Annotated in this window: 17 protein-coding genes and 4 pseudogenes; 9 read left to right on the top strand and 12 right to left on the bottom strand. The window is 71.4% G+C overall.

Annotated elements, in window-relative coordinates; translation table 11 throughout:
* The 4 genes and pseudogenes from GWK61_RS36330 to lanKC all read right to left on the bottom strand — a co-directional run.
* Positions 1–978, bottom strand: a pseudogene (locus tag GWK61_RS36330) (ABC transporter ATP-binding protein); the annotation flags it as partial.
* 242 nt (positions 979–1,220) lie between these two features.
* Positions 1,221–2,858: an ABC transporter ATP-binding protein gene (locus GWK61_RS36335; RefSeq protein WP_194916234.1), complete on the bottom strand. Its 1,638-nt coding sequence runs from the start codon at positions 2,856–2,858 to the stop codon at positions 1,221–1,223.
* Positions 2,859–3,054: 196 nt separating this feature from the next.
* The gene (locus GWK61_RS36340; protein ID WP_194916235.1) at positions 3,055–3,213 is read right to left on the bottom strand and encodes a SapB/AmfS family lanthipeptide; all 159 of its coding nucleotides are present in this window, start codon (positions 3,211–3,213) and stop codon (positions 3,055–3,057) included.
* A gap of 5 nt (positions 3,214–3,218) precedes the next feature.
* Complete coding sequence (lanKC, locus tag GWK61_RS36345) at positions 3,219–5,837, bottom strand: class III lanthionine synthetase LanKC (protein WP_194916236.1); 2,619 nt, start codon at positions 5,835–5,837, stop codon at positions 3,219–3,221.
* A 319-nt stretch (positions 5,838–6,156) separates the two neighbouring features.
* Between lanKC and GWK61_RS36350 the strand changes: the two genes are divergently transcribed.
* Positions 6,157–8,922: an ATP-binding protein gene (locus GWK61_RS36350; RefSeq protein WP_194916237.1), complete on the top strand. Its 2,766-nt coding sequence runs from the start codon at positions 6,157–6,159 to the stop codon at positions 8,920–8,922.
* A 122-nt stretch (positions 8,923–9,044) separates the two neighbouring features.
* On the opposite strand, the gene GWK61_RS36355 is transcribed toward GWK61_RS36350, so the two are convergent.
* The 3 genes from GWK61_RS36355 to GWK61_RS36365 all read right to left on the bottom strand — a co-directional run bounded on the left by GWK61_RS36355 (position 9,045) and on the right by GWK61_RS36365 (position 11,139).
* A complete protein-coding gene (locus GWK61_RS36355) occupies positions 9,045–9,683 on the bottom strand; it encodes a TetR/AcrR family transcriptional regulator (protein WP_194916238.1) in 639 nt (212 codons plus the stop codon).
* Between the two features lie 173 nt (positions 9,684–9,856).
* Entirely contained in the window at positions 9,857–10,057 is a 201-nt protein-coding gene (locus tag GWK61_RS36360; protein ID WP_194916239.1) for a hypothetical protein, read from the bottom strand.
* Positions 10,054–11,139 carry an alpha/beta fold hydrolase gene (locus GWK61_RS36365; protein ID WP_194916240.1) on the bottom strand — a complete coding sequence of 362 codons (1,086 nt, stop codon included), beginning with the start codon at positions 11,137–11,139 and terminating at the stop codon, positions 10,054–10,056. The genes GWK61_RS36360 and GWK61_RS36365 overlap by 4 nt, the downstream gene beginning before the upstream one ends.
* 194 nt (positions 11,140–11,333) lie before the next feature.
* Between GWK61_RS36365 and GWK61_RS36370 the strand changes: the two genes are divergently transcribed.
* Complete coding sequence (locus GWK61_RS36370) at positions 11,334–12,113, top strand: alpha/beta hydrolase (protein ID WP_194916241.1); 780 nt, start codon at positions 11,334–11,336, stop codon at positions 12,111–12,113.
* On the opposite strand, the pseudogene GWK61_RS60005 reads toward GWK61_RS36370, so the two are convergent.
* Positions 12,102–12,512: pseudogene (locus tag GWK61_RS60005) on the bottom strand (helix-turn-helix transcriptional regulator); the annotation flags it as partial. The gene GWK61_RS36370 and the pseudogene GWK61_RS60005 overlap by 12 nt on opposite strands.
* 65 nt (positions 12,513–12,577) lie before the next feature.
* A pseudogene (locus tag GWK61_RS60010) lies at positions 12,578–12,760 on the bottom strand (hypothetical protein); the annotation flags it as partial.
* A 169-nt stretch (positions 12,761–12,929) separates the two neighbouring features.
* Between GWK61_RS60010 and GWK61_RS36380 the strand changes: the two are divergent.
* From GWK61_RS36380 to GWK61_RS36390, 3 genes are all read left to right on the top strand, one after another.
* Positions 12,930–13,373, top strand: a complete 444-nt coding sequence (locus tag GWK61_RS36380) for a VOC family protein (protein ID WP_194916242.1) — start codon at positions 12,930–12,932, stop codon at positions 13,371–13,373.
* Between the two features lie 114 nt (positions 13,374–13,487).
* Positions 13,488–13,844, top strand: coding sequence for a PadR family transcriptional regulator (locus GWK61_RS36385; protein WP_323747915.1), 357 nt, complete (start codon positions 13,488–13,490; stop codon positions 13,842–13,844).
* A gap of 1 nt (position 13,845) precedes the next feature.
* Positions 13,846–14,394 carry a hypothetical protein gene (locus GWK61_RS36390; protein WP_194916244.1) on the top strand — a complete coding sequence of 183 codons (549 nt, stop codon included), beginning with the start codon at positions 13,846–13,848 and terminating at the stop codon, positions 14,392–14,394.
* Between the two features lie 30 nt (positions 14,395–14,424).
* On the opposite strand, the gene GWK61_RS36395 is transcribed toward GWK61_RS36390, so the two are convergent.
* Positions 14,425–15,906: a flavin-containing monooxygenase gene (locus GWK61_RS36395; RefSeq protein WP_499703285.1), complete on the bottom strand. Its 1,482-nt coding sequence runs from the start codon at positions 15,904–15,906 to the stop codon at positions 14,425–14,427.
* Between the two features lie 95 nt (positions 15,907–16,001).
* On the opposite strand from GWK61_RS36395, the gene GWK61_RS36400 reads away from it, so the two are divergent.
* The 4 genes from GWK61_RS36400 (at position 16,002) to GWK61_RS36415 (ending at position 19,872) form a co-directional block, all read left to right on the top strand.
* Positions 16,002–16,340: a YciI family protein gene (locus GWK61_RS36400; RefSeq protein WP_194916246.1), complete on the top strand. Its 339-nt coding sequence runs from the start codon at positions 16,002–16,004 to the stop codon at positions 16,338–16,340.
* Between the two features lie 85 nt (positions 16,341–16,425).
* On the top strand, positions 16,426–17,661 hold the full coding sequence (locus GWK61_RS36405; protein ID WP_194916247.1) for an RNA polymerase sigma factor: 1,236 nt from the start codon (positions 16,426–16,428) through the stop codon (positions 17,659–17,661).
* Positions 17,662–17,761: 100 nt separating this feature from the next.
* Positions 17,762–18,460 (top strand): L-2-amino-thiazoline-4-carboxylic acid hydrolase, encoded by a 699-nt coding sequence (locus GWK61_RS36410; protein ID WP_194916248.1) that lies wholly within the window; start codon positions 17,762–17,764, stop codon positions 18,458–18,460.
* A 122-nt stretch (positions 18,461–18,582) separates the two neighbouring features.
* On the top strand, positions 18,583–19,872 hold the full coding sequence (locus tag GWK61_RS36415; RefSeq protein WP_194916249.1) for an alpha/beta hydrolase family protein: 1,290 nt from the start codon (positions 18,583–18,585) through the stop codon (positions 19,870–19,872).
* A gap of 108 nt (positions 19,873–19,980) precedes the next feature.
* On the opposite strand, the gene GWK61_RS36420 is transcribed toward GWK61_RS36415, so the two are convergent.
* Together GWK61_RS36420 and GWK61_RS36425 are read right to left on the bottom strand one after the other, a co-directional pair.
* On the bottom strand, positions 19,981–21,627 hold the full coding sequence (locus GWK61_RS36420) for a carbohydrate binding domain-containing protein (RefSeq protein WP_194916250.1): 1,647 nt from the start codon (positions 21,625–21,627) through the stop codon (positions 19,981–19,983).
* 139 nt (positions 21,628–21,766) lie between these two features.
* Positions 21,767–22,874, bottom strand: a pseudogene (locus GWK61_RS36425) (hypothetical protein); the annotation flags it as partial.

A 22,874-nucleotide genomic window follows, 5' to 3' on the forward strand; every position in this document is an offset into this window, starting at 1 on the left:
GTCTGGGTCTGGGTCCGGGTCTGGGATGCTTGATGTGGCCTGAGCCGCCGGGGCGACCGAGCTGCCGCGCGCGGCCGAGGCTTCCGGCAGCGGGGTGATCGGCACGGCGGCATCCAGCAGCCGCGCCAACGTGATCGAGAATCGCAGCCCACTGTCACCGAGCCCTGAGATGACACCGCGCAGCGCCGGCTGAAGCCCGGTCACGACGAACGTCAGGCCTCCGACCAGCGCGCCGGCGGTCAGCCCGCGTCGCAGCAGCGCCGGACTCGCCGCCAGCAGCAACAGCGCGGGCAGCCAGCCGCCCACGGCGAAGCAGAGCTGGCGCAACGCGGCGGTGCGCGCGAGCCTGCGGTCGATGCGCGCCTGCGCGAGGACCGGCCCGCGCACCAGATCCGCCGCGTACTGCTCGGCTCCGGCGGCCGCCACGTCGCGCACCGCCGCCAGCACCGGACCGGCCGCGGCGGCGACCTTCTCCTCACCCAGGACGCTGGCCCGCTGCCGTGCGGCCGCAACCCGCAGCACCCCGAGGAACAGCACGAACCCGGCCACGAACGGCGGCAGCACGATCGCGGCGATCAGCGGATCCAGCGCATAGGCGCCGACCGCGGTCCCAAGCGCCGCCACGACGAATCCGCGCACCGCGACGATGATGCCGGCGAACGAATCGCGCACGGTCTCGACCTGCCGGGTCAGCCGCGCGGTCGCACCACCATCGCGCTCGCCAGCAACACCTCGCGTCACGGCAGCATCCACAACGCGCCGCACAAGCACATCCCGCAGCGGCTCAACGAAGTTGCCGAGCAGCGCGAAGACCCGGCGCGCACCGAGCGCCGCCAACGTCGCGGCCGCCAGAAGCACACCGATCCAGGCCAGGCCGACGCCGGTGCGGTGGCGGAGGAAGCCGTCGTCTAGGGCGTGCGCGACGGCGATGCCGGAGAGTGCTGAAGACGGGACCTCCAGCAGCGACCAGCAAGACAAAGCAATGATGGAGGACCGGCGCACGGTGCCGAACGCGAACCGCAACTCGCGGCCACGGCCCGCGCCGACAGACTCGCCGGATCGCTCGGATCGAACGGATCGAACGGAATCATTGGCGTCGCGTGACCGAACCGAGTCGCGCGCACCGCCGGACTGACCTGAGTCGCCCGCACCGCCAGACTCACGGGACCGATCTCCCTCGCTGATGTGCCGGAAGCGCCCCAAGCCCATCCCCCGCCGCCTCATGCCGCGAACACCTCCCGGTAGGCCGCGTCCTGCCACAGCCAGTCGTGCCCACCGACCCGGCGCACGCGCCCCTCGTCGAGCCACACCACCAGATCGGCGCGGGCCGCCGTGGCCGCGCGGTGCGTCACGATCAGGCGCGTGCGACCGCGGGCGCCGCCGAGGAGGGCCTCGCTGATCAGCGCCTCGGTGGCGGTGTCGAGGCTGGAGGTGGCGTCGTCGAGGACCAGCAGGCGGTGCGCCGGCCAGGCTCGGGCCAGTCCGATGCGCTGCGCCTCTCCCCCGGACATCGGCGCGTCCGCGAGCGGTGTGTCGTAGCCCTCCGGCAGCAGCCGCACGAAGGCGTCCGCCCGCGCCGCCTTCGCCGAGTCCTCGACGCGCGAGCGCGACAGGTGCGGGCCGATCGCGTCGGCGACCGTGGTGCCGACCAGCGTCGGGCGTTCGAAGGCGCAGCCGACCGCCGCGCGGAGTCCGTCGTGGGCGATCTCGGGCAGGCGCACGCCGTCCAGCAGCACCTCGCCCTCGTCGGGGTCGCGCAGTCGGGCGGCGAGGGTGGCCAGGACCGACTTGCCCGAGCCCGAGGGCCCGACCACGGCGACCGCCGCGCCGCCGGGCACCGTCAAGTCCACGTCACGCAGCATGCCGCAGGACACGCCCAGGAACGTCAGCTCGCCGGTGCCCTCCGGGACGGCCCGGTCGCCGTATTCGACCTCTGTCAGTTCCAGCAGCTCGGCGGCGCGCGACGCGCCGGTCCGGGAGCGGGCGACGGCGGCGAACACCGCGGTCAGGCCGCCGAGGCCGGTGCCGATGGAGGCGTAGCGGCTGGCGGCGAACAGCTCGCCGGGGGTGATGCGGCCCTTGGCCAGCTCCAGGCCGCCGACCGCCAGGACCGCGGCGAGGGTCGCCGGGCCGAGCACCGAGCCCTGGAACGTCGAGCGCGCCAGGAACCGCCAGGTGGCGCGCCCGGCGGCGTGCAGCTCCGGCAGTTCGGCCAGGATCCGGTCGCGCTCGGCGGCGGCGGTGCCGGCGGCGGCGATCGTGCGGATGCCGCCGAGTGATTCCACGAGCCGCCCGACGATGCGGCCCTGGATCTCCAGGTACGTCCGCAGCGCGCGCGTGGTGCCGCGGGTGAAGGAGCGCAGGACCAGGATGACGCCGACGGTCCCGGCCAGGAACGCCACGGCGAGCCAGGGGTCGATGACGGCCAGCAGCACCAGGCTGCCGACCGGCGGCGCGATCCCCGTCACCGCGCTGACCGCGCCCGGCCCGGCGCGCCCGGCGTCGGCGGCGTTGCCGCAGACCCGCCCGAGCAGGTCGCCGGCCGTGAAGCCGCCGGTGTTCGCGGGGCCGGCGTCCAGGACGCGGCGCGTCATCCGCAGCCGCAGCCACGCGGTGGTCCCGGCGACGCACGCGGCGGAGGCGTACCCGTTGGTCATGTCGCAGAGCACCCCGAAGGTCATCAGCGCCCCGGCCAGCAGCAGCTGCCTGCCCACGCCGTGCCCGGCCGCGGCGGCGTCCACTGCGGAACCGAGCACGTCCGGCACCGCCAGGGTGACCGCCGTGGAGCCCAGCGCGGCCAAGCCGATCGCAGGCAGCCAAGCACCACCGTGGCGCACGGCGCTTGTGTAGGCGCTCATGTCTGGACGCGGCCTCCGAGGTCGGGTGTCATGGATACGGATGGACAGTGATGGATGGCGATGGACACGGATGGTGGGCGGTCTCCGGACCGCCCCCGTGCCGGCGGCCCCGGGCGAATGTCAGTCGTCCGGGGCCGCCGCGCTCATCGGTGGGCCGGCGTGCGAGCCGGTCCGGTCACCCCAGCGGGGTGCTCGATCAGAGGTCGCAGAGGATGCTGATGCCGCTGTGGCCGTTGCAGCCGGTCAGGCTCAGCTCCGACTCGCCGCCGCCACCGCCGTGGCCGCTGACGCCCCAGCTGTCCGTGTCGGCCTGCTCCATGCCCTGCAGGTCCATGAGCGTCATCTCTTCGGTCATGTCCGTCACCTTTCTGTTTCGGCTTCCCCGCGCCGGTCGGCACGGGAGACTCGGGGGGCGAGCAGCGGTGCGTACACCGGCTCGTCGTGCAGCACCGCGCCCAGGGCCAGCAGCACGCCGGCGGTCCCGGTGGCCAGGTCCGTCGACAGCCGCATCAGCATGCCGCCGGGGAACGCGGTGCCGCCGCCGTACGGCAGCGTGTGCCAGGTCAGGCTCCGCACCTGCGCGGCGAGCACCGGGTCGCGGTGCCGCCCGGGGGTACGGCCGGCCAGGTAGAGGATGGTTCCGGCACGTCCGGAGAACAGGCCCGGCAGCACGTAGAGCGGGGAACGCGCGGCCATGGGAATGGTCTCGACGGCCTCGCGGAACTGCGGGTCGGCGTCGGCCTCGTCGGGCCGCATGGCCAGGTACGCGTCCAACGCCAGACCGATCCCGACGCTGCCGACGTCCAGATACGGCAACGTCCGCCAGCCCTCGTCGACGTGCATGGCGCCCTTGTCGCGCACCACGCAGCGCCGCAGGTCCCGACGCAACGCTTCCGCCGCGGAGTCCAGAAACCGCGTGTCGCCGACCGTGTCGAAGGCCCGCATCAGCAGCATCGCCTGCCCGGAGTACCCGCGGGTGAGGCCGGCGTGGAAGCCCTCGCGACCGGAGACAGCCGGCGCGGCGTCCGGGGCGGCGAGCCGTTCGGCGACGATCTCCGCCGCCCGCAGCCCGGCCTCAGCCAGCGCGGCATCGCCGGTGCGTTCGGCGAGATGCAGCAGGTTGAGCCCGATCCCCGACAAGCCGCCGGCAAGATCGGAGGGATACGCCTCCCACTTGTCGCGAAGACAGGACTCGACGACGTCCAGCGCCTCGCTGCGATAGCCGAGGTGGTCCAGGGCGAAGGCGGCGCCGTGCAGGCCGTCCCACAGCCCGGGCCGCGCGCCGGTGCCGGGATCCTTGGCGTGCCGCAGAAGCCAGTCCTCGTACTGCGGGAACCGCCCGGCGCCGGTGACGTCCAGCGCATACAGCACGCCGGCAGCGCCATAGGCCAGCCCGAGGCCGCCGACAGCGAACTGTCTGATGTCCCCGGGGAACAAACGGTCGTCCCGCTCCGGCGTCGCACTGGCCTCGATGGCCCGCACCAGATCGGCGCGTATCTCAGGCCACTGTGAAGGCTCCGCCTCGATCCGCACCGGCACGTTCGGCGCGAGCGGCCGAGCCCGGTCCTCGACGCCGGTGATCACCGCCACCGCTTCAGCCAGGTCGTCGGCCGACACCGGGAAGTTCTCGGCGATGACCGCGGCGAACTCCCGGGCCTTGGGACGATGCAGCCAGACCATGTTCGCCAGCGGCAGGAACAGTGCCAGCCGCAGGCACGCCAGCGCGTAGCGGTCCCGGTCGACGCCGGTCACCGTCGCCGGCGCGCTGAACCCGGGGTTGCCCAGCCCCGGCCGCGCCGTCGCGTCGGCTTCGCAGGACACTTCGAAGTCCAGCAGCGCGATGGTGTCGTCGTCGCGGACCAGGATGTTGAACATGTGCAGGTCGCCGTAGACGACGCCGCGCTCGTGGATGGCGTCCAAGGCCTCGCTGACCTGGCGGTGGATGTCCAGGGCCCAGTCCGCGTAGCCCTGGCGGTCCTCGTCCGTGGCACCGGGATCGGTCAGCGGATAGCGGATCCCCATCACCCGGCTGAGCGGAACGCCGTCCTTGACGTAGTCCATGACCAGGAACCGGTGCTCGCCGACCCACAGCAGGTCACGCGCGCGCGGCAGGCCCGGTATGCCCTCCAGCCGCCGCAGCATCGCGTACTCGTGCTCGACCCGCTGCACGGCGTCGGCCCCGCGCGCGTCCAGCCCGGAGTGCGGCCGCCCCTCCTTCAGCACGACCTCGTCGCCGGTCCGCGAGTCGCGGCCCACGTAGATCCCGCCGCCGTTGGAGAAATGCAGAACCTTCTCCACGGTGTACGGCATATCCGTGAGCTTCACGGCATTACGCGCGGCCAGGTGCGGCGCCAGGAACTCCGGCAGCTCCACCCACGGCGGCGTCCGGAACACCGGCGTGCGCCGGTCCGGGACCAGGGTCCCGTCGGGAGCGGCCATCGCCGGCACCACCGACCCGTTCTCCGAGACGGTGTACTGGTTCGCGAAGGCGCCGTAGCGGACGTGCAGGGGGCCGGCGCCCCATCGCAGATCGCTGAGGATGTACGGGTTCGGCAGCCCGTCGAGCAGCTCGCCGAGCTCGGTGAGGATCCGCTCGCAGGCCGCGTCGTCGGTCGGGTAGATCGTGACGAACTTGCCCGAGTAGCCGCGCGGGGCGTACTTCGACACCCGCGCCAGCAGCGCCGCCGGCGAGCGCAGGAACTTGAAAGGTATGCCGCGGGGAACGCAGTACTCGAAGATCCTGTCGAGCACTTCCTCGGCGCCGGTGATGGTCGCCGAGGCGTGGATCTTCCACCCCTGCCCGGGCAGCTCCAGCGGCACCGGCTCCACGACCGTCCAGTCGTCCTGCCCGCGCCGCCGCCAGCCCGCCGGCAGTTCCCGTTCGGCCGCGGCGAAGCCGTGCGCGGCGGGCACGACGGCCCGAGCGGCATCGAAAAAATGCCGGTCGAGCATCGTGTACGCCTCGTAACGGTCATCCATGCGGCGGCCTCGTCTTCGAGTTCTGCGAACGTCTCGGTCGAAGACCACTTTGGTCACAGGGCAGCTGGCGTGAAAGTGCGTGGCGTCATGATTAGCCGATGCGAAGCGCATCGCCACGATATGACTTAGTAGTGACGTGTGCCCTGTTTCCGCTTCGGAGACGCGGGGTATCCAGGCGGCCGCGCGGTGTAACCGGTCTCAGCTTGCTGATTTGCCCTGCTCAGCGCCGCGCCGTCCGGATACCGCCGATCCGAGATCATTCGTAAGATGGGTCCGACTCCCCCGGGAGCACGGTCCCCACTCCGCCGGTTAGGAAGCGATGTCGCAGGACACAAGGCACCAGCTGCTCGGCCGCACGCGGGAACTGGAGACGCTGGACCGCCTGGTGCGCGACGTACGCGAGGGCCGCAGCCGGGTCCTGGTGCTGCGCGGCGAGGCCGGCATCGGCAAGTCCGCGCTGCTGGACCACGTGGCGGCCCAGGCGGCCCAGGCGGCCCAGGCCGCGCAGGACAGCCGGCTGCAGGTCGCCCGCACCGCCGGCGTCGAGGCCGAGTCCGACTTCGCCTACTCGGCGTTGCAGCAGCTCTGCGCGCCGTTGCTGTCGCACCTGGACCGGCTGCCGCAGGTGCAGCAGGACGCGCTGCGCGTGGCCTTCGGCCTGAGCTCGGGCCAGGTGCCGGAGATGATGCTGGTCGGGATGGCGGTCCTGGGCCTGTTCGCCGAGGCCGCGGCCGGGTCCCCGCTGGTGTGCCTGGTCGACGACGCGCAGTGGCTGGACCTGATGTCCCGGCTGGTCCTGGCCTTCGTCGGGCGCCGGCTGGACGCCGAAGCCGTCGCGCTGATCTTCGCCGAGCGCGTCGCCGACGACCGGAGCGAGGTCTCCTCCGGCATGTCCGGCCTGCCCGAGCTGGCCGTGACCGGACTCACCGACGCCGACGCCCGCGCCCTGCTGGCCGAGGCGCTGCCCGGTCCGGTCGACGACCGCGTCCGGGACCGGATCGTCGCCGAGACCGGCGGCAACCCGCTGGCGCTGCTCGAACTGCCGCGCAGCCGCTCCTCCGCGGAGCTGGCGTTCGGCTTCGGCGGCTTCGGCGGCTTCGGCACCGCCGGCCTGGCGACCCGCGTCGAGGACGGCTTCCGCCACCGCGTGGACGCGCTGCCGCCGGACACCCGCACCCTGCTGCTGGTAGCGGCCGTCGAGCCGGTCGGCGACGCGCCGCTGTTGTGGCGCGCCCTGCACCTGCTGGACGTCGGGCCCGAGGCCGCGGCCCCGGCCGAAGCCGCCGACCTGATCACCATGGGTGCCCCGGTCCGCTTCCGGCATCCGCTTGTGCGCTCGGCGGTCTGGCGCGGAGCCGACCCCGCAGCCCTGCGCGCGGCACATCACGCACTGGCCGAAGCCACCGACGCCGAGCGCGACCCCGACCGGCGCGCCTGGCACCAGGCACACGCCGCCGTCGAACCGGACGAGGACGTCGCGGCAGCCCTGGAACGCTCTGCCGACCGAGCCCTGGCCCGGGGCGGACGCTCAGCCGCAGGCACCTTCCTGGAACGCGCCGCCGCCCTCACCCCCGACGCCGAGGGCCGCGGCCGCCGAGCCCTGGCCGCGGCCCAGGCCTACCTCGACGCCGGACTGCCGGCCCGGGTCCCCGACCTGCTCGCCGCCGCCGAACTTGGCCCGCTGGACCCGCTGCGGCGCGCCACCACGGCGCGGCTGCGCGCCATGGCCGCGCACGTCGTCAACCCCGGCCTCGGCGCCATCGGACCGTTGCTGGCCGCCGCGAGCGAGCTCCGCGACCTCGACCCGGCCGCCGAACGCCGCACGTCCCTGGCCGCCCTCGGCTCGGCGTTGAGCACCGGCCGCAACGACGCCGACGGACTGCGCCGGGCCGCCGAGGTCGTCAGCGACAACCTGCCGCCCGGCGACGACGCCACCGACAAGATCCTGCGCGGCCTCAGCACGTGGGCCACGCAGGGGCCGGTCGCCGCGTTCGCGCCGTTGCAGGACGCGCTGGTGTCCTTCACCGAGGCCAAAGACCTGCCCTGGCTGTGGTTCGCGGCGAACGTGGCCGTGGAGTTGGGCGACCTGCGGGCGTTGCTGGAGATCACGGACCGCGCGGTGCGCTTCGCCCGGACGACCGGCACGCTGTCGATCCTGCCGTCGGCGCTGACCTACCGCGCCGCAGCGGTGGGATACGCGGGCAGCTTCTCCCAGGCCGAGGACCTGCTGGCCGAGGCGGTGGCGGCCGAGCAGGCCATGGGCCTGGCGACGTACCGGGCCAGCAAGGCCATGGTCGCGGCATATCGGGGCAGCAAGCAGTCGGCGCTGGAACTGGCCGAATCCATGGAACGCGACGGCGAGCAACGCGGTTTGGGACGGCTGATCGGCCTGGCCGCGTACGCCCGCGCGGTGCTCCACAACGGCTCGGGCGACTACCCGGCGGCGATGCAGGCGGCGAAGCGGGGTCTGGAGTATCAGGACTTTGCCATGCACTACTGCACGCTCGGCGAACTGGTCGAGGCCGCGACCCGGGCCGGTGAGCCGGCGGTGGCGGCCCAGGCCTGCGAAAAGCTGTCCGACTGGGCCAAGGCCGGGACCCCGTGGGCACTCGGTGCCCATGCCGTCGCCGACGCCCTCACCGGCGCGCCCAAGCAGGCCGAGGACCGTTACCGCGAGGCCGTCGAGCACTTCACGCACGGCGGACTGGAGGCCTTCGCGGCGCGCACCCGGCTGCTGTTCGGCGAGTGGCTGCGTCGCCAGAACCGTCGCACGCAGGCCCGTGACGAGCTGCGCGCCGCGCACACGGCGGCCGTCGAGATCGGCATGGAGGCCTTCGCCGAACGCGCGCGCCGCGAACTGCTCGCCACCGGCGAGACCGTCCGCAAGCGCACGGTCGGCGCCCCTGTCCTGACCCCGCAGGAGGCGCAGATCGCACGGCTCGCCGCAGCCGGACATTCGAACGCTGAGATCGGCGCCGAGCTGTTCCTGAGCCCGCGCACGGTCGAATGGCACCTGCGCAACGTCTTCGCCAAGGAGGGGATCACCTCGCGGCGTGAGCTCGGCGGGACTCTTTCGCAGCAGTGAGCTCAGTGTCGCCTAGCGAAGCACGGTCGCCAGCACCTCGGCTTGCGGCGCCGGGAGTCGGTCGATGCCATCGAGCAGCAGCAGCCAAAGTCGGTGCAGGGTGCCCTGGCTTCCTGAAGCCATCAGGACTGAGCTTCCCGAGTTCCCCGAGCCTCCGGCCCCAGCAGCGACGCAGCAGCCTGCTCCGCCAGCCACGCGGCGCTGTCGGCCCAACTCCAGCCGAAGCCGCGCACGGTCTTCCACGCCGACTGCCCGAAGTAGAACCAGAGGACCTGCTCGGTGCGGGCCACGTCGGTCTCGACCGCTCCCAGTGACACCAGGTACTCGGCGATGACCCGCAGGCGCTCGCGGTAGCGCCTGACCGCCTGCTCGGCTGCCGCCGCCACCGCCGGGTCGGCGGTCGCGTTGTCGAGCAGGACCGTCAGGATCGAGTCGTGGCGGCGGGTGATCGCGGCGGTGCTCTCGGCCGTGCGGCGCAGGACCTCCGCCGGGTCGGTCGTGTCGTGGACGGCGGCGAGCGCGGCCTGGACCTCCTCGTCCTCGGTGCCCTCGACGGCCAGCGCCTCCACGATGGCCGGCTTGCCGCCGACGCTGGTGTAGACGGTGTTCAGCGCGACGCCGGCGCGCTCGGCGATGCCGGCGACGGTGGTACGCACGTAGCCCCGCTCCACGAACAGGCTCTCCGCCGCTTTCAGGATCGCGGCGTGGGTCTCCCGAGCCGCCGCGGCCCGGACGGTCGAGGTGTAGGTGCGCTTGGCCATGTCCCCACTATGGCAGGCGTCGGCTTTGGCCGCTTGTTACACATATTGAAAGTAGGGAGATTACTGCCGAACCGTGGAAAACGGCGGGTGCCGCGGCCGGTTCCCCACAACCGGTCGCGACACCCGCCACCACACCCGCCACGCCATCCGCCGCCATCGTCACGGCGATGCCCTCAGAGCCCCAGATCAGCGGCCAGACACGAGAACCGGACTCCCACGCCATCAGGGTCGTACGAATCCACCGCCTGGTTCGCCGGCAACGCAGGAGTCTCCTGGACCATGTCCTCGAACGCGACGCGGTCGGGCAGCGCGCCGAACCGGGCCCGCCGGACGTCCTCCGCGGCCCGGTGCTCAGGCTCGTGTACGTCGCTCACAGGTGATCCGCATCGACAACAGCCTGCGCGAACGCAGTCGGCGCCTCCTGCGGAGCGTCGTGCCCGACAGCACTGAACACGCGGTGTTCGTACTTGCCGGTGAAGAACACGCGGTAGCCGCTGCCGTCGGTCGAGGCGAGGAACGGGTCCAGCGCCGGGTCGATCGTGATCGTCGGCACGGCGATCTTCGGCTTGGCGGCCAGCAGCTGCTCGTAGCGGTCGTACCGGCGCTCGCCGTCGGCCAGCCCGAGGCGCCAGCGGTAGTTGTGGATCACGATCGCCGCGTAGTCCGGGTTGGTGAACGCCGCCGCGGTGCGCGCGAACGTCGCGTCGTCGAAGTGCCACGTCGGCGACACGTCGTCCCACACCAGCCGGCACAGCGCGTCGCGGTCGGCCGGGGTCTGCATCGCGGTCTGCCCGCGGTCGGTGGCGAAGTAGTACTGGTACCACCAGACCTGCTCGGCCTTCGGCGGCAGCGGGTTCTTCTGCGCCGCCACGTTGGTGATCAGGTAGCCGCTGGTCGACACCAGGGCCTTGACCCGCTCCGGCCACAGCGCCGCGATGATGTCGGCGGTCCGCGAGCCCCAGTCGAAGCCGGCCAGCACGGCCTTGTGGATGTGCAGCGCGTCCATCAGGGCGATGATGTCCAGCGCGATCGCCGACTGCTGCGCGTTGCGCATGGTCGACGGCGAGACGAATGTGGTCGAGCCGTGCCCGCGCAGGTAGGGCACGATCACCCGGTACCCGGCGTCGGCCAGCAGCGGCGCCACGTCGACGAAGCTGTGGATGTCGTAGGGCCAGCCGTGCAGCAGGATCGCCACCGGCCCGTGCTTGGGGCCGAGTTCCGCGTAGCCGATGTCCAGCACCCCGGCGCGCACCTGCTTCAGGTCCGAGAACGTGGTGTGCGTGCCCGGGGCGATCGTCGGAATTACCGGGACCTTGCGGCCCGCGGAAGTGGCGGCCGAGGCGGAGGCGGAGGCACCGGAGCCGGTCGCGAAGGCTGCGGAGGCGCCACCGGCCGACACCGCCGTGGCCCCCACCCCGAGGCCGACCGCCTTGGTGAACGTTCTCCTGTTGATCATGTCTGGTCCTTCCTGGATGTCATCGGGCGTCTCCACTCTCTTCGGCACAACCGGCCCCGCACATCAGTCACATGACGCCGAGACGCGTTCAGTCATCCGACTGTTTCCCGCCGCGCCACCCATGACGGACGCTGGAGGAGCCGCCGCGACACCAGCCGACGGCCGAACGTCGCGCGCAATCGGAAGGCCTGGCCGTGAATCGAATCCCCGTAGTCCTCATCCACGGTGTGTGGCTCCACATGTCGTCCTGGGAGGGCTGGACGGAGCGGTTCGCCGCGCACGGCTACGACGTCCACGTCCCGAGCCGCCCCGGCGAGCCCGACGCCGTGGCGCAGGCCCGCAGCCACCCCGGCCCGCTCGGCGGCTTCGGGATCGACGAGCTCACCGCGCACTACGAGAAGGCGGTGCGCGCCCTGGACAGCCGGCCGGTCGTCATCGGGCACTCGGCCGGCGGCCTCATCGCCCAGCAGCTCCTCGACGCCGGGCTGGCTCGGGCCGCGGTGGCGATCGCGCCGCTGCCGGTGGCAGGGGAAACGACAACGGCAGGGTCGGTCTCCGCCGACAGAACCGGAGAGCAACACCAGGACTACATCCCGCTCCCCCAGCCTCAGTTCCGCCAAACGATCGCCAACACGGTCGGCGAGCAAGAGGCCGCGACCCTCTTCACCCGCTTCGTAGTCCCGGCCCCACGCCGCCTCCTCACCGACCTCGGCCTCGACGGCAGCCCGCCGCACAGCATCATCGACCCCGGCAACACAGCACGCGGCCCCCTCCTGCTCATCTCCGGCCAGGAGGACCGCATGGTCGCCGACGCCGCCGTCCGCGCCACTTACAAGCTCTACGGCGACTCCACCGCCGTCACCGACCTGAAGCAGTTCGCTGACAGGGGCCACTCGCTCGTGATCGACAGCGGCTGGCCGGCCGTCGCCGACCACGTCCTCGCCTGGCTGGCCGACCACGTCTCAGACTTCTGAGAGATCCTCGGTCCGGCTCAAGGCATCCCGCAAAGCGGCCCGCGTCGTGATCCCCAGCTTCGGGAAGATCCGATACAGGTGCGAACTCACCGTCCGCGGCGACAAATGCATCCGCTTCCCGATCTCCTTGTTCGTCAGCCCACCGGCCGCCAGATCCGCGATCCGCCGCTCCTGCCAGGTCAGCGATGCCAGATTCAGCAGCGAAGCCCGCGGCACGACCCCGGTCGCGCGCAGCTCGGCCCGGGCCCGCTCGATCCAGCCGGACGCCCCCAGCCGCTCGAACGCCTCCGCCGCCGCGGCCAGGAACTGCCGCGCCTCGGCCCGGCCCTGAACGTGCCGCACCCGGATCCCGTGCGCCAGCCGGATCCGCGCCAGCTCGAACGGGAACCGCGCGGCGGCGCCGCCTCGGTGACCCCGGTGCCGATGATGAACGAGGCCGCCGACCCGGGCGGCGTCAGGTGCACGACCCGGAAGCCGCCGGGCCCGGAGTAGTCGACGTCCTCGCGGAAGCCGATCTTCGTGTAGAAATCCTTGGCCCGGTCCACGTCGGAAACCGGGAGTACCACGACCTCCAGCTTGAAATCCACCATCGTCTTGTCCGCTCCCTCGCCCCAGCGGCATGCCGGTCGGCATCCGCCGACAACCATTCCGGGAACACGGGCCGATCACCCCAGGGGTGAACCCTGGTGGGTACCCGGGCCCGGGGCCAGGGGTGTCGGAAGCCGGGGGTGTCGGAGGTGGAGGACACCATGGTGCGGGATGCCACGTGGTGCGAGGAAGCCCCGTGGCCGAGAAGAGGATGAGGAGAGGATTCCGATGGCCGTCCGCTACCAGCTGGTGATCGACTGTACCGATCCCGACCGCCTGGCCCGCTTCTGGGCCGCCGCGCTCGGCTACGAACTCGCGCCGCCGCCGGCCGGCTTCGCGACCTGGAGCGACTTCTACCGCGAACTCGGGGTGCCGGAGGAGGAACTGGTCGACGGGGCCAACCGGATCAGCGATCCGCAGGGCGGCGGGCCCGCGATCTGGTTCCAGGTGGTCACCGAGCCGAAGGCGGTGAAGAACCGGCTGCACATCGACGTCCACGCCAGCGGCGGGCGGTCGAACCCGATCGAGAAGCGGAAGCAGCTGGTCGACGCCGAGGCCGAGCGCCTGGTGGCCTTGGGCGCCAGGATCACCGTCGTCATGCAGCAGGACGGCCTGGACCACTACGCGGTCGGCATGAAGGACCCCGAGGGCAACGAGTTCGACATCAACTGATCGCCTGGCACGTCGTGATCATGTGAGGCGTCGTCTGAGGCGTCGCCGAGGCCTCGGGACAGCACCGCGCCCCGCTACTTGACTATGCCTAGTAGTTGGCGCAGTCTAGTAGCTGTGACCACCAGCCATGACCCTCAGCTCCTCAAGGGCGTGCTGTCGATGGTGCTGCTCCACCTGCTGGCCGAGAAGGAGTCCTACGGCTACGAGGTGGCGCAGCGCCTGCAGGCGGCGGGCTTCGCCGACGTGCTCGAGGGCACGGTCTACCCGGCGCTCACGCGCCTGGAGCGGGAAGGGCGCCTGGCCACCCGGCTGGTGCCCTCCCCGAGCGGCCCGGCCCGCAAGTACTACCGGCTCACCCCGGCCGGCCTCGACGCCCTGCACGCCGCGAGCGCCGCCTGGGCGCGGCACGTGGCCGGGGTCGAGGCCGTCCTCGCTCGTCCGCTTCCCGACCCGCCCGAGAAAGGCATTTGAGATGCCGCACAAGCTGACGCCGTTCGACCGGATCCGCATCGAACGCCTGGTCTGGACCCTCGACCAGCGCCTCTACGACCTCCCGCGCAGCTCGCGCATAGCCAAGCGCCGCGAAGTCCGCGCCAATCTGCTGGAAGCCGCGGCCGACCACGGCACCGGCGAAGCGCTGCGCCGCATCGGCAGCAGCGGCGCGCTGGCCCGTGAGTACCTCGGCGCCGAGTACGGCGACCGCCCGCACCACTCCTGGATCGCCGCCGCGTACTTCGCCGCCTCGGTGCCGCTGCTGCTGAACTACGTCCTCAGCGAGGCCGCCAACGCCTACGGCAACGGCCTCGCCGCGGCGCACGGGACGGGCATCTTCACGTGGAGCGGCGTCAGCTACCTGCAGAGCCCGCTGACGTACACCGTCGACCCGAGCGGTGTCTCGCACACCGGCGGCGCGTGGACGCCGGTGGTGTACGTGGTCTTGCTGGCCGGGACCATCGCGTGCGGCCGCTTGTGGCGGCTGCTGCCTCGGCCGACGCGGGGACGGCAGACTGCGGCCGTCTGACGCTGTCCATATAACTAAGACCCCGAATAACTAAGACCCCGAGCTCAGCGCCTTCACGGCGGCGGCAAGCGGCTCCCGGAAGTCCGTCGAATACGTCCGCCGCGTCCACTGCGCGATCCGCGTCCGCCGTGGCAGGGCCGCGTGCACGTCCCTCAGCATCAAGTCGATGTTGCCTATGGAGTGCGGGAGGATCACCGTGCCGCTCGCGTGCTTGCCGCGGGTGCGCGCGGCGCGTTCGGCCAGGTCGGCGCGCGCCTGGGCCTCACGTACGGCCGGCGCCGGGAGAGTCATGGCGCCGGCGAGATAAGCGGCGATCCAGATCGCGCCGACTTCCGCGCTCAGGGAACTGACCAGCGAGGTGTTGTAGCCGGCGAAGGTCAGGTGGGGGACGTGGTGCGGCAGGACGTTGCGGAACAGCTCGAATTCGCCGCCGGCGTTGCGCACGCTGAGCGACGGGTCAAGGAACGGCACGTTCTGCTCGAAGCCGGTGGCGGCGACGATCAGGTCGGCGGGCAGCACGGTCCCGTCGTCCAGCACCGCCTGCGGGCCGTCGCCGCCGCGCAGCTCGACGACGGAGCGGTCGCGGCGGACGGCGATCGTACCGGCGCGCACCGCGTCGAAGAACCCGTCGGTGGCCAGGCTGGCGCTGCTGGAGGCGATGTCGTCGAAGCGGCCGGGCGGGATCAGGCCGAGCGCGGCCAGGCCCTGCTGCTTGACGGTCGCGCGGCTCAGGACCCGGAACAGCGGTGCGAAGCGCTGCGGCTTGGCGAACAGCACCTCGCCGAGGCGGGTGATCGCCACGTCCTCGAAGTGCTTGCCGAGCAGGACCTTCGAGCCTTTCCACAGCAGCCGGCGCGGCACCATGGTGACCGACTCCGCGACCGTCGACAGCGCCGTCGCCGTGTCGCACGCCGACTTGCCGTAGCCGATCACCACCACGTGTTTGCCCCGGCCGTCTTCGAGGGTGAGCTGCTGGGACGGGGCTTTGACCACGCCACCGGCCTCGGCGTGCTCCTCCCGCCCCGGCCAGTCGGGGATCGCCGGACGGGAGAACACGCCGTTGGCGACGACCAGGTGCGCGGCCTCGACGTGCTCCCCGGAGTCCAGGCCCAGGTCCCAGCCGTCGGCGGTGGGCTTGGCCAGGGCGACGCCGGTGCCCAGTCGCAGCTTCGCGCCGAGCTCGAAGCGGTCCACGTAGCCGCGCAGGTAGGAGTGCCACTGCTCGGCGCTGGGATAGTCCGGCCACGCCTCCGGTGCGGGGTGGTCGGAGAACTCGTAGGTCATCCGCGTGTTCTGCGTGGTCAGGCCCGGGTAGTGGCGCGTGGGGCTCCACACGCCCCCGACCTCCGGCTCGGTGTCGAAGGTCGTGACGTCGTGGCCCACGGCCGTGAGCACCTTGGTGGCGGCCAGACCGGCGATCCCGGCCCCGATGACGGCGATCTGCATGCGCAGAGTTTCACAGACGTCTGATGATCTGACCAGGCTGTGTGTGTCGGCCGTGCGTCCGAAGATTTTTTGCGCGAGCCTGTAGTAAAGCCGCGGGCCCGTTCGTCAATCTCATGCAACGGGGCGAGAGCCGCCCGAACAGCTGTGAACGGAGCAGTCACATGAGGTACTTGATGCTGGTGTGCGTGGACCCCGCCATGCCGGACGAGGACATTCCCGGAACGCCCGACATCGAGGGCTGGGTGAAGGACAACGACAGCAACGGGACCCGTCTGATCGGCGAGCGGATCCGCCCCGACAGCGACAGCACGACGGTGCGCGTCCGCAACGGCGAGGTGCTGCTGACCGACGGCCCGTACGTCGAGACCAAGGACCTGATCGCCGGCTTCGACGTGCTGGAGTGCGCCGATCTGGACGAGGCCGTCGAGGTCGCGTCCCGGCACCCGATGGCCTGGCACGGCGTGATCGAGCTGCGGCCGTTCTGGTCCGACGGCGAGTGACCGGCGACTGATCATGGTGGCGACCGACTGACGCTGGAACCGACACCGACACCGACGGGGACACGAAGGACAGGCGGGCACGGCGATGACCGACAAGCCGGCGAGCGAGGTCGTCGCCGAGATCTACGCCGACGGGTGGAGCCGGATCGTGGCGACCATGATCCGGTTCACCGGCGGCGACTGGAACCTGGCCGAGGAGTGCGCGCAGGAGGCGTTCGCGCAGGCGCTGCGCAGGTGGCCGGAGGAAGGCGTGCCGCGCCAGCCGCTGGCCTGGCTCACCACCGCCGCCCGCAACCGCGCGATCGACACCCTGCGGCGGGCCTCGACCGAGGCGGCGAAGCTGCGGCAGTGGGCCACGCAGGAGGCCGAGGCACCGCCGCCGTACACGCGCGACAGCGAGATCCCGGACGAGCGCCTGGAGCTCATGTTCACCTGCTGCCACCCGGCGCTGAACCTCGACGCCCAGGTCGCACTGACGCTGCGTTCCCTGGCCGGGCTGAGCACCGCCGACATCGCGCGGGCCTTCCTGGTCAGCGAGCGCACGATGGGCCAGCGGATCTTCCGGGCCAAGCAGAAGGTGGCGCACGCCGTCATCCCGTTCCGCGTCCCGCCAGCGCACCTACTGCCGGACCGGCTCCCGGCCGTACTGCACGTCCTGTATCTGCTGTTCAACGAGAGCTACAGCGACCAGGAGCACAAAGCCCGCCTCAGCGCGGAGGCGATCCGGCTGGCCCGCGTCCTGGCCTCGTTGATGCCCGACGAGCCCGAGGCCCAGGGCCTGCTCGCGCTGATGCTGGTCCAGGACGCGCGCCGCTCCGCACGCCTGGACGCCGACGGCGAACTGGTCACGCTGGAACATCAGGACCGCTCGCGATGGGACCACGACCGGATCGAGGAAGGCACCACGATCCTGGAGCGCGCACTGCGCCGCCGCCGCGCCGGACCGTTCCAGATCCAGGCGGCGATCGCGGCCTGCCACGCCACCGCGCCATCGGTCGCCGAAACCGACTGGCCGCAGATCATCGGGCTCTACGACCAGCTTCGGCAAGTACTCCCCAGCCCCCTGGTCGACCTGAACCGAGCGGTCGCCGTGGCGATGGCCCAGGGCCCTGAGGCGGCACTGCCCGAGGTGGACGCACTGGCCGAGTCCGGCCGCCTCGACGGCTACCACCTGCTGCACGCGACGCGCGCCGACCTGTTACGCCGTGCGGGACGCGAGGAGGAGGCGCGGGCGAGCCTGCGGACGGCGCTGGAGCTGGCGCCGACCGATGCCGAGCGGCGGTTGCTGGAGCGGCGGTTACTGGAACAGCCTTCGCGTTGACGATGGCACTGGCGTCGTTGTTGGATCGAGGAGTCATCAAGCAGCGCCGGTCGGTGGTGGAGCGCGCTGGTCGAACCCTGGACCAGAAGGGCCACCACCCATGCACGACGCCACCCCGAATTCCCCTGTCCAGGCCGAGCAGCCTGACCAGGCACAGCCGACCTACGACCCGTCCGAGTGGACCCCGCTGATCGAGCGCGCGTTCTTCGACCGCCTCGGCCGGCTTTTCGGCCCGGTCGAGGACCAAGTCCGCGACCGGCTCGCGGCCCGCATCGCCGACCTGGAGCACCTGGTCACCAACCCGATGGACGCCGCGAACGTGCGCTTCACCGCGCTCGCAATCGCAGCGTTCGAAGTCCTTTCGCCGATGTGCGGAGCGGCCGAGGCCGCCGCGATCGTCGACGACTGCCTCAACAGTCCCCTGCGTCCGCAGGTCATCGAGGGCACGGCCGCGATGCTCGACAACGTCCCGGATCCGTTCGTCGCGCTGGTCGAGGCGAGCAAGGAGCGCGAGCAGACATACTTCGGGCCGTCGTTCACGTTCGAGCGTCCGGTCGACGACCAGGACACGTACGTCCTGGACATCAAACGCTGCGTGTTCCACGAAACGCTCGCCGCAGCCGGACGCACCGAACTCCAGCCGATCCTGTGCCGCTTCGACCTGAACTGGGCCGACGCCATCGATCCCGACCGGCATCACCTGCGTTTCGTGCGGCCGGTGACGTTCGCGAGCGGGGACACCTGCCGCATGGTCTTCACCAGGCAGGAGCACCTATCCCCACCTGAGGGGTGTCACTAGATACACCCCACAGACACCATGTAGGGCCATCGTGCGAGCGCATCGCGCCCCGGAGACTTGAGTCATCGACTTGAGACGTCAATCCGGGGCGAGCCCCGGTCTCGGGGTGGAGGAGAATCACGATGCGTTCACACAGCCTCTTTCGCAAGCGCACCGCGACGGCCGTCGCGGCGGGGGCGGCGGGTGCGGTGCTGCTGACCGTCGCGTCGGCCGGGGTGGCCGGCGCGGCGGAGTCGGGGCCCGGCGCCGGGGCGTTCGGCCGGTACCATCACGACCCGGGCCACGACCGAAGCCACGACCGCGGTCGGCTGTTGTCGGTCACCGAGGTCGCGGCGCTGTCGCCGGCGCAGGTGCAGGCGGCGGTCGTGCCGTTCTTCGGCGCCACCAAGCGGATCCGCTACGCGGTCACCGACTACCGGATCACCTACAGCACCGTCGACCCGCGGGGCCGGCCGACCACCGCCAGCGGTCTGGTCGTGCTGCCGACCGGGGCCGGGAGCCACCTGAACGTGATCTCCTACGACCACGGCACCAACCCGACGCGCGACGCCGTCGCGTCGGTCACGGCCGGCGGCGGCGACCGCGAGGCGGTCGAGCTGTTCGGCTCCGCCGGGTACGCGGCCGTCGCGCCGGACTACCTGGGGCTGGGCACCGGGCCGGGAGTCCACCCCTACATGAACCTGGCCTCGGAGGTCACGGCTTCGGAGGACATGCTCACCGCGAGCCGCAGCCTGGCCGAGGACCACGACGTGCGCCTCAACCCGCGGGTCATGGTCACCGGCTTCTCGCAGGGCGGCGCCGCGGCGATGGGTTTCGCGCACGCGATCCAGGACGGTCAGGCCGGCCGGTACTGGCGGCTCGGGGCGGTCGCACCGATGAGCGGTCCCTACAACGTGCGCACCGCCGAGATCCCCGCCCTGCTGAGCAACTCACTCAACCCGGAGAGCGAAGTCCTCTACATCTCGTTCTGGACCGTCTCGATGAACCGGATTTACCACCTCTACGACAACCCGGCGGAGGTGTTCCAGCAGCCGTACGCCTCGATCGTGGAAGGGCTCTACGACGGCAGCCACAGCGAGGAGGACATCCTGTCGGCGCTGCCGAGCAGTCCGTCCGCACTGCTCACGCCGCAGTACATCGCACGCCTTCAGCACCCGACCGGCGCGCTGCTGCACGCGATGACGCAGAACGACGTGTCCTGCGACTGGCACCCGAACGTCCCGGCGCAGATCTACGCCGCCGACGGGGACGACGGCGTCGCGTTCGCCAACGCCCAGCAGTGCCAGGCGCAGCTGGCCGAGCACGGCGACCGGGTCAAGCTGGTGGACGTCGGCCACGTCGACCACAACACGTCCGCGGAGCTGGCCACGCCTCAGGTTCTGGCGTTTTTCACCGCGCAGGAGCACTCATGATCAGCACTGATGATTGGCACTGATTTATGAGCACTGAGAAGCATGCGTAGCGGGGTTCCACTCCTGAGCTGCGTGGAACCCCGCGACGGTTGTTCGCCGGTCAGCGTCTCAGCGTCCTTCCAATCCCTTCACGTTGTCGCCGAACGTCCAGCCCAACGAGCCGTCCCAGTTGATCGACCAGGTCATCAGCCCCTTGATCTGCCCGCTGACGCTGTTCCACGCCTGCGACACCAACGACGGCGTCATGTACCCGCCGCCGGCACCGGGCTGCGCGGGCAGGCCCGGGACCTGGTGGTCGTACGGGACCCTGATCGTCGTGCCCTGGATGGTGAGCCCGTTGTTCAGACACTGGGTCTGGACCTGGAAGCCCTGGACCGTGGCCGCCTCGTAGGAGTCACCCGAGCAGCCGTACATGCTGCCGTTGTAGTACTGCATGTTCAGCCACCACAGCCGACCGTTGTCCATGTACTTCTTGATGATCGGCAGGTAGGAGCCCCAGATCGAGCCGTAGGTGACGCTTCCGCCGGTCACGTACGCGGTCTCCGGGGCCATGGTCAGCCCGAAGTTCGACGGCATCTGCGCCAGCACGCCGTCGATGATGCGCTCCAGGTTCTGCTGCGAGGTCGACAGACTGTTGATGTTCCCGCTGTCCACCAGGCCGGTCTCGATGTCGATGTCGATCCCGTCGAAGTTGTACTGCTTCAGGATCGGCACGATCGTCGAGACGAACTTGTCGGCCGCCGCGCTGGAGCTGAGGTCAACGCTGGCGGTGGCGCCTCCGATCGACATCAGGATGGTCGCGCCGGCCGCCTTCTCCGCGCAGTAGTCGGCGGGACTTCCGACCTTGACGTTGGTGTCCATGCCGTCCTGCCACTCGACGGTGCCGTCGGACAGGATGACCGGGAACGCCGCGTTGATGACGTTGTAGCCGTGCTGCTGGATGCGCGGGTCGTTGATCGGGATCCAGCCCAGGCCCGGGTGGACGCCGTTGAGCGCGCCGTCCCAGTTCTCCCAGTAGCCCTGGATCACCTTGCCGGCCGGGCGCGACTTCACCGGGCAGGTGCTGCCGCCCGGCGAGGAGGAGCTGCTGCTGGTCGACGGGGTGCTGCTGGGAGTTGTGCTCGTGGGCGACGTGCTGGACGGGGTGGTCGGCGGCGTACTCGACGTCGGGACAGTGGTCGGCGAGGTCGAGGAGGTCGTCGGCGGCGGGCCGGCCGGGCCGGTCAGGGCAAGGTCGTCGGCGGTGTAGGTGGGTTGGGCGTACCAGCCGTGGATGTAGACCTGGACAGAGGTCTGCGACGCGCCGGTGGTGAACGACACCGACAGCTGCTGCCAGCTGGTCGCCGAGGGCGTCCAGGTGGAGGTGCCGCCGGTCACGCCGATGTAGACGTAGGAGCCTTCGACGTACCCTGAGAACGTGTACGCCGTGTTCGGCTGGACCGAGACGGTCTGCGTGCACTGCGCGTTGTCGGATCCCGAGGGCGTGCCGGCGAGCGCGTGGCTTCCGGAGTGCACCGGCGTCGAGACGACGGCTGCCGTTCCGGCATCGCAGGTCCAACCGGTCAGGTCCCCGGTTTCGAACCCGGGGTTGGTCAGCAGGTTGCCCGACGCCGCCGGGGCGGCGGTCTGCGCGGACGGCGCGGCGGTGGCGCTCGTGGCGAAGGCCGCCGCGGCTCCGGCGAGGGCGAGTGCGCCGACTGCGGCGCCGGTGGAAGTGAGGAGCTGTCTCCGGCGAGAACTGAGATTCCTGAGCATCAAACGTCCTCCAGGCAGCACAAGATGGCGAGTTGGCGGATGCCGGCTGCTCCGGAGCTGCGGCTAGGACGCAGATTGGACTAGACCTGTCGGGCTGTCAAGGTGTCTGGGTTGACCGGTTTCGACGGGATCGCAGAATTCATCGCGAAAGGGGCGTCACGGTGCCGCCGATGTCGAGGGTGCCGGAGATCGTCGGCGTCGCCGTGTCGGCGGGGAGTGCGGCCGTATGGTCGGGTGCTGCGATGGTCGTCGCGCCGACTTGCAGGGACGTGACGTGACGGGACCCGGCGATCAGCAGGTATTGCCGGCCAAGCAGCGAGCGCCAGCGGACGTCCGCAACGACGTGCTGGGAGAAGCGGCTGCAGGAGCGGCCCTGGCTTTCCGATCCGGTGGGCACGGACGGCCCGGTTCCCGGCGGGAGGAACGCAGTCGCAGTCGAGCCGCTGCCGTCCCAGTGGTCGGCGCGGGTACAGACCCACGTGGCAGTGCCCTGAGACTGCGGGAGCGACTGAAGGGCGAACTCCCACGTGTTGATCTGCTTCGTGTCCTGATTCCGCAGTGCGGGCAGGCCGCAGGCCAGGCGGGACAGCGCGACCAGGGCGTCGGGGCCGGTGGCCTCGCGCGGGGACTGCGCGGCGTGCGACGGCGGCGGAGTGAAGGTGAGGTGCGCGGCGGTGATGCCGCCGAGATCGGTAAGCAGGAACGCGTGGTGTTCGGCGACCAGCGGCGAGGAGCGCAGCTGGAGCGCGGGCCAGGAGGCGCAGCCGGTGGCCGGCGGACGCGCGACGTCGGCGGTGACGCCGTTGGCGACGTCGACCGACCGGGCCAGGACGTCGGGCTGGCGGAAGTCACGGGTGGTGACCTCGACGACCCACGGGGCGATCAGCCAACGGTCGCCGACGCCGGTCGAGCGCAGCAGGACGGCGCCGGCGGAGGTGACGTCCGAGTCGTCGGCGCGGGTGAGGTCCAGGCGCACCGGGTCATCGGCGGTCGGGTGATCGGGGCGGGTGTAGCGGGCCAGGCGGGTCGCGTCGGCGAGCAGGACGACGGTCGCGCCGTCGAGGCGGCCGTTCCACAGCACGCGCACCGGCGCGACCGGGGCTTCGGCGGTGGTGCCGGGCCCGGGCTTCACCACGCCGGGATCGGCGCCGGTCCACGCGGCGAGCGCCTGGCCGACGGCGGCGACGTCGGCCCCGGCGCCGCTGCGGCCGGGCCAGGCGCTGAAGTCGAGGCGCGCGGTGTGGAGC

Source organism: Catenulispora rubra (genome assembly GCF_015356825.1).
GTDB classification, from domain to species: Bacteria; Actinomycetota; Actinomycetes; order Streptomycetales; family Catenulisporaceae; genus Catenulispora; species Catenulispora rubra.